Source organism: Microcystis sp. M53602_WE12, assembly GCF_030065455.1.
Classification (GTDB): domain Bacteria; phylum Cyanobacteriota; class Cyanobacteriia; order Cyanobacteriales; family Microcystaceae; genus Microcystis; species Microcystis aeruginosa.
Genome location: NZ_JASJFB010000058.1, coordinates 1 through 6,657, shown reverse-complemented (window position 1 = coordinate 6,657; position 6,657 = coordinate 1). Strand labels below are relative to the sequence as shown.

The 6,657-nt window shown below is 42.1% G+C and carries 5 protein-coding genes; 2 read left to right on the top strand and 3 right to left on the bottom strand.

The genetic code is table 11. The annotated features are described in order from the left end of the window. Positions 1–256: 256 nt before the first annotated feature. Both PX482_RS02600 and PX482_RS02595 read right to left on the bottom strand, forming a co-directional pair. Positions 257–1,021, bottom strand: a complete 765-nt coding sequence (locus PX482_RS02600; RefSeq protein ID WP_002763001.1) for an ABC transporter ATP-binding protein — start codon at positions 1,019–1,021, stop codon at positions 257–259. A 256-nt stretch (positions 1,022–1,277) separates the two neighbouring features. Next, positions 1,278–2,090, bottom strand: coding sequence for an inositol monophosphatase family protein (locus PX482_RS02595; RefSeq protein WP_288122036.1), 813 nt, complete (start codon positions 2,088–2,090; stop codon positions 1,278–1,280). Between the two features lie 61 nt (positions 2,091–2,151). Between PX482_RS02595 and scpB the strand changes: the two genes are divergently transcribed. Together scpB and PX482_RS02585 are read left to right on the top strand one after the other, a co-directional pair. Further along, complete coding sequence (gene scpB, locus PX482_RS02590; RefSeq protein ID WP_002763004.1) at positions 2,152–2,670, top strand: SMC-Scp complex subunit ScpB; 519 nt, start codon at positions 2,152–2,154, stop codon at positions 2,668–2,670. A gap of 134 nt (positions 2,671–2,804) precedes the next feature. After that, the gene (locus PX482_RS02585; protein WP_002735620.1) at positions 2,805–3,155 is read left to right on the top strand and encodes a DUF760 domain-containing protein; all 351 of its coding nucleotides are present in this window, start codon (positions 2,805–2,807) and stop codon (positions 3,153–3,155) included. Between the two features lie 616 nt (positions 3,156–3,771). Here the strand turns inward: PX482_RS02585 and PX482_RS02580 are convergent. Next, entirely contained in the window at positions 3,772–6,471 is a 2,700-nt protein-coding gene (locus tag PX482_RS02580; RefSeq protein WP_288122034.1) for a DNA methyltransferase, read from the bottom strand. Positions 6,472–6,657: the final 186 nt, after the last annotated feature.

Genomic DNA, 6,657 nt, shown 5'->3' with positions numbered 1-6,657 from the left:
CCAAGCGATGTACTACAAGAAGGATAATGCAAGGTTTTTGAACGTCCCAATCCTATTTTCGCAGCATGAACATCGGACTTTAACAGGTCAAAAGCTTTATTTTAAAAGGGTTTTACCATTATTCAGCAAACCCTAGTTAAATAGTTTCAAACCTATAGCAGTAAGCCATCAGCTTTGAATCAGTTATATAGGAAGTTGTCGTTTTCTTTTCACTGTTTACTGATTACTGTTCACTGATAACTGAAAAATCCCCACCCTACCCAATCACCTCATGTAAATCCGTCGGTGCGAGATTAGGATAAACCACTTCACCATCCTTAAACCAAATAATGCGCTGAGAGTGACGCGCCACATCAGCCTCATGAGTTACCATGACGATAGTAATGCCACTGTTATTCAATTCCGAGAAAATAGCCATCACCTCTTGGGTAGTTTTCGAGTCTAGCGCCCCCGTCGGTTCATCAGCAAGTAATAATATGGGTTGATTGACAATTGCCCTAGCAATAGCGACGCGCTGCTGTTGTCCCCCCGATAATTGATTGGGTTTATTGTGCAGTCGATTATCTAATTTTACCTTCGTTAAAGCAGCGATCGCTCTTTCCTTTCTTTCTTGGGGAGAAACCCCACCATAAATCATTGGTAACATGACATTTTCCAGCGCACTCATCTGGGGTAAAAGATGGAATTGCTGGAAAACAAAGCCGATTTTACGATTGCGAATCTGGGCTAAATCCCCATCCGGCAGCGTGGAAACGTCCAGATTTTCTAGATAATAAGCTCCCAAGGTGGGACGATCAAGACAGCCGATAATATTCATGGCCGTGGATTTTCCCGAACCCGAAGCCCCCATAATAGCGCAATATTCCCCTTTTTTTAGGCTTAAATTGATGTTATTGAGGGCTTTAACCATGGTTTCGCCACTGCCGTAGATTTTAGACACATTTTCGAGGCGAATAATTACCGGCTGATAGACTTCGGCTTTATCGTTGCGTTCGCTGAGAGAGGAAGTATCAAAACTCATGAAATAAATTCGTGGGGGCAGGGTGTGGGGTGTAGGGTGTGGAGTGTAGGGTTTTACCGATTTTCAGGGGGTCAATTACCTAATTTTCAGGCAAAAAGTGCCTAAATTTCCCCCCTGATCACTCCAAGGGCTGGCAGTTTTTGATTTCAAACAAGCTTAAAGATATTATCCAACAAGGTTTTTAGATTTATTCAGCAAGCCCTAAATAGAGATAAAACCAATAAATGCAGCTATTCTAACCTGAGCAATTCTCCATTCAAGCAACATCCTTGAGAAAACCGACTAAAGGCAAGAAAACTGGCGCTAAATTCGATCGAGCCACGGCTAAACAGGGATAGGATCGATCGCTATAATTTTCCCCCACCTGCAAGGGAAAAATCTTTTCTCCTAAAGAGATAAATACCCCGCCGGCGGCCTGTAGAATTGCCCAAACCGCAGCAATATCCCAGACTTTCGGGGTTGCTTCCACTCCTCCCAAAACCGTGCCATCGGCAACCAAAAGCAGATTATAACTAGCCACTCCTATCATCCGCACTTTGCAGGGAAAGGGGTTTTTAAATACACCTGTACTACGAGCGCAGAGATTAAACAGATGATTTTTGCTGGGAAAATCTTCGCTGGTGTGAATCGGTTGACCATCGCGGTAGGCTCCCTCTGGACCGGTTAAACCCGTCTCACCGTACCAATAACCATAATAGGCCTGTTTCAGGCAGGGGAGATAAACAAATCCGAACACGGGAGTCCCCCGGTAGAGAAGTCCTAGGGAAATGCCCCAGATGGGAATACCGCGAGTAAAATTAGTCGTGCCGTCGATTGGATCCACTACCCAACACCATTCTTGATCCGGGAAAATATGGGTAGTTTCCTCGGTTAAGACTCCATGATCCTGGAAAGTGCGGGCAATTAATGATCGCAATTCGCCATCGGACCAACGGTCGGCAGCCGTCACTAAAGTCCCGTCTGCTTTATTGGTGGCCTGTAATTTGCCAAAATCAGCTACTAGGCGATCGCCCACCTGCTCGGTAGCCTGATAACAAAAGTCTAAAACCTGACTCCAAAAAGTTTCCATAATTTTCTCGTTCGTCTTCTAGTAGAATATTAAATCATTGTCTAAACTTAGGTAGTCGAGATTGAGCGCGGAAGCCCACCAGGAGATCAGACTAGCTACCCGTCTAGAAGCGATACTTTACCTAAAAGGGCAGCCTGTCCCCTTAACCGAGATGGTGACATTAACCAACAGCGATCGCTTGACGGTGGAAGATGCCATGATCGAGTTAATGTCCGATTATGCACACCGGGATAGTGCCTTGGAAGTGGTGGAAACCCCCCTCGGTTATAGTTTACAATTGCGGTCAGCTTATCAGAATTTGATCGAAGACCTGATCCCGGCCGAATTAGGCACAGGAACCCTCCGTACTTTAGCAGCGATCGCACTAAAAGAACCGATTTTACAAGCGGATTTAATTAATTTACGAGGCAGTACGGCCTATCAACAGGTTCAGGACTTGGTAGAACGAGGATTTGTGAGAAAACGCAAGCAAAATGAAGGTAGATCGTACTGGTTAGAATTAACCGATAAATTTCATCAATATTTCGAGGTTGACAATCTTAGAGAACAGGGTATTCTGGAAGCTACCGATCGGGAATAAGGAGAGAGAGAGTATATTAAGGGTGAATGTTTGATCACTGAGCTAAACTTGAAGAAGATGGGGGGGACTTCAGGCAATCAAGAAGAGCGATTTGTTAACCTAGATCCAATAACCACTACAGCGTGGGAGTTCTGATGACTTTTAATCCTGATTTTTTTCCCTGGGAAACCGAAGAACAAAACGATAACTGTCTGATGCAGTATCTCCAGCAGCAGCATCCTGAAACCCTTGAGAGAATAGCCCAATCCGTCAGTAGCGAAATTAAAGATATTATCTCGCAAAACGTCAGGGGATTGGTGGGAATGCTGCCCTCAGAGGATTTCGCGGTACAAATTACCACCGACCGCGAGAATTTGGCTAATCTTCTCGCTTCAGCGATGATGACCGGTTATTTCCTCGGTCAAGTGGAGAAGCGCCATCATTTAGAATCAATTTTGTTAGCTACAGAATCAATTAAATTAGGCAAAAAACCAAAAATAGATTAATCTTCACCCCAAAAAGATAGAGACACTTTCATCGGTGTCTCTATCGGTTTTTAGCCCCCTTTGGCAAAACTCACCATCACTAAAATCGAGAGCAGGATACCGGGGACAAGTAAACCCGCTAATAATCCAAATTCAGTCAGCGTCATAGGAAAATATGCCCAAAATTCCATCACTTCCCACTCTAACCCCCTCTTCCGGCCACCTCAACAAAGCTTAAGGAAAATTTAAAGCCTTTTACCAGTTTTTCTCCTATCAGTTGTCCGACTAGACAAACCAAAAAGAGTCTTTTTGATGTTGCCAAGCGGTTTATAAGTAGCTGGTTATAATTAAATTAAAAATGGATTTTAGGTTCGATCCCCCCTGCCCCCCCTTGATAAGGTAGGGTTGATTCATGAATCAACCCTACCCTTGATAAAGGTGGTGTCTGACAATTTTTAACGCCTACCTACTTAATTGCAGCTGTGGGTTTAAGTGCGATGGCGAAGGCACTGGGTAGCAGAGCGCATCGCCCCATAGTTTGAGTTGAGCGCAACAATACTGGGGCGAAAATAGCTCAATTCGCTTGAAAAAGCGCAACCCAATAACTTCGACGATTACTCTTTACCAATTCTACAATCTAAGAGTAAGGAGACCAGGGACCGATGACGGTTTCTCCTCGCTTCTCTTTTTCTGCTAATTCCAGGTTTAAGGTTAATAGTTTCTCTAAGATGTCGTCGTCAGCTTGGAAGTGATAGGCTTCCATCACTAGCTTGTCTAATTTCTGATGGAGTTGATACAGTTGGCTACTGGGTTCGTTAAAGAATTGGTTATATAGTTTGGTGATTCCCCATTGTTTTTTCTCCATCTGTTGGCTGCGGTATTCGTGTAATTCCCCGGCGGTTTGACGGATTTTTTCGACAAGTTCCTGTGAAGGTTTCTGGGGAAAAGGGAAGGTTTCAAAACAGGTTGTATTAGTATAGCGAGTTCTGTCTTCAAGAGTTGAACTTTGAGCTTTTACCCAGAGGCGATGAATCTTAGATGTCAGGATACCGAGAATGTAGAAATCATCGGAGGCAAGAACAATATTTAAATCTCCAGGAAGCCAGTCAAGAGGTGCTGGAATAAAAACCGCCCATTTAGAGACTCGTGGGACAGTAAAATAAAACGATTTTTTAACAATATATTCTCTCATTATTGAAGCATTCGATCCCATCTTCCACCAATTCTCTCTTCTGACTTTCATCCGATTTATCTCTCTTTCTGGCTTAACATTTACTTTAATATGCTCAAAAGGTAGTTTATATTCACTAGCATCCTCCAAACTCATATCATTAAAATCAATAATCCAGCGTTCTGGCTTACCGTGAGGATTTTTAGCTAGATTTGCTCCCATTGAAAACAACTTAAGGACATCTGTATTTTTAGGTTCTTGTTTAATCCATTCATCAACTTGTTTTTCACTAACTAGAAAACCTTTACCAACAGGAATCACTCCTTGAAAACATTGACTAAGATTAGCTTTTAATCGTGGAGATTGAGAAACATCTAAAGTCGGTTTTAAAGAAGAATTAATCTGAGAAACTTGATGATTATCTAAATAATAACTTACTGGTTCAACTTTACTCCAATTGACAATACTAACATGAACATTAGCTTCACCAGACCAAGGCTGAGTAGAAATCGCCTCATGAATGTGTCCACCATTGTGAGTAATATAATCCAACGCTGCTACACGACTTTTTCCTTGACTAATAGAATTAGTTCCGACTAAACCCGCTCTTCCTTTCTCATCTAATTGATTATGTGCTAGACGAAACCAATAGGAACAAAAATCAACCGAGTCTTTAACCTCAGAAAACCTTCCAAACACTTTATTAACATAATCATCACTGAGATTTAATCTCATGTGTTTACCTCCCAAAAATGGAGGATTACCGATAATTGCGTCTGCTTTTTGCCAATCCGTAAACAAAGCATCAGCACAGATAATATTACTATCCAAAGTATCCAAAGGTAAAGAAGCTTCCGTCAAATTAAACTTATCAATTGCCACCTTTCTGGCAATCATTAAAGTCACCCGCGCTAATTCTACAGCAAAAGGATTAATATCCATTCCATAAAACTGTTTAGGCGTAACAAAACTAATCTGTAACTGGTCATTAGCAGAACGACGACGGTTAGCAATTTTTTCAATTAATAACTGTTCAATGCGCTTTAATTCTTGATAGGCGACATAGAGAAAATTACCCGAACCGCAAGCCGGATCTAATACCTTATACTGCTGTAATTCTAACTGAAGTGTATTTAACTCACCAATCGTCCCAGCTTGCTCAATTCTCTCCTCCCAGTAACGGCTAATAGTTGGGCGAACAATTTTCATAATATCCGCTTCTGAGGTAAAGTGCATTCCGTAGGTGTGGCGTTCTTCAGCATTAGCCGTCCCCTCAAAAATATTACCAAAAATTGCCGGACGGATCTTACTCCAATCCTGACGCGCCGCCACATCCAGAAACTCTAATTCTTTATTAGTTAATTCAATTGGATGAATTATACTAAACAGTCCCCCATTAAAATAATCCACTCCCTGATACTTGCCAACGGGGGTAATTCCGGGTTGGTTCATCTGTTGAAATAATCCCCCCAAGACATCATAGGAATTGCCCCCATTTAGACATTCTTGTACACAAGAAATAAATAAATCTCTTGGTAACAATCCTCGATCCTCAGCAAACATTGCTAAGACACACTGCAAAATAAATCGCTGGGCCGTCAACTCATCAAAACCGCTTTTATGACTGCGTTTTTTTAACAGTTGAAATAACTCACCCATCCGCCGCGCCGCCGTTTCTGTAATCTCGACTTGATTATTCTGAAAGATAGGGGTACGATTCCCTACTTCCATAAAATTGAACGCACTGACCCGATTTTTCAAATCGTTGAGATTTACTCGATCTACCGGTTCATCTATTTGAAGATCAAAATCAAAAATCCAGAACTGATCAAAATTACATAATAAGACATAGCGAGGGCGATTAGGAACCAATCGACTCCAGTATTCAAAAGCTTGGGGATAGTGCTTACTTAAATCTTCTCCTCGCTTTTTCATTTCAATTAAAACACGAGGTTTCCAAACTAAATCAGCAAATCCTGTTTTACCTTTCTTGCTACCTTTAGTAATCGCCTCCTCATAGGTTGCACCCGCTTCTAACGCACCTTTATGACCAAAAGCTCGAAAGAAACGGTCTAGGAAAATCTGAGCTTCTTTCCTTTCTTTGCCAGTAATATGCTGTTGACAAAAATCAATAAATTCCTGTAAGCTTTCAAGAGTAGTAGTCATCTATAGCCTTTCCATTGGAGTAGGGTGGGCGTTGTAGTGCGATCACCATCTTACACAATAATTCATCATTCATAATTACCCCTCCCTTCTCCTGTCTCGGAGTCTCCTGTCTCGGAGTCTCCTCAGCTTAACGGGTTACTCCATCCACCACTGGACGGACATCGCTGCCCTCAAAATAGCCGGGAT

Coding starts and splice junctions, on each gene's coding strand:
- PX482_RS02600 (WP_002763001.1), bottom strand. CDS start 1,021: ATGAGTTTTGATACTTCCTCTCTCAGCGAACGCAACGATAAAGCCGAA.
- PX482_RS02595 (WP_288122036.1), bottom strand. CDS start 2,090: ATGGAAACTTTTTGGAGTCAGGTTTTAGACTTTTGTTATCAGGCTACC.
- PX482_RS02585 (WP_002735620.1), top strand. CDS start 2,805: ATGACTTTTAATCCTGATTTTTTTCCCTGGGAAACCGAAGAACAAAAC.
- PX482_RS02580 (WP_288122034.1), bottom strand. CDS start 6,471: ATGACTACTACTCTTGAAAGCTTACAGGAATTTATTGATTTTTGTCAA.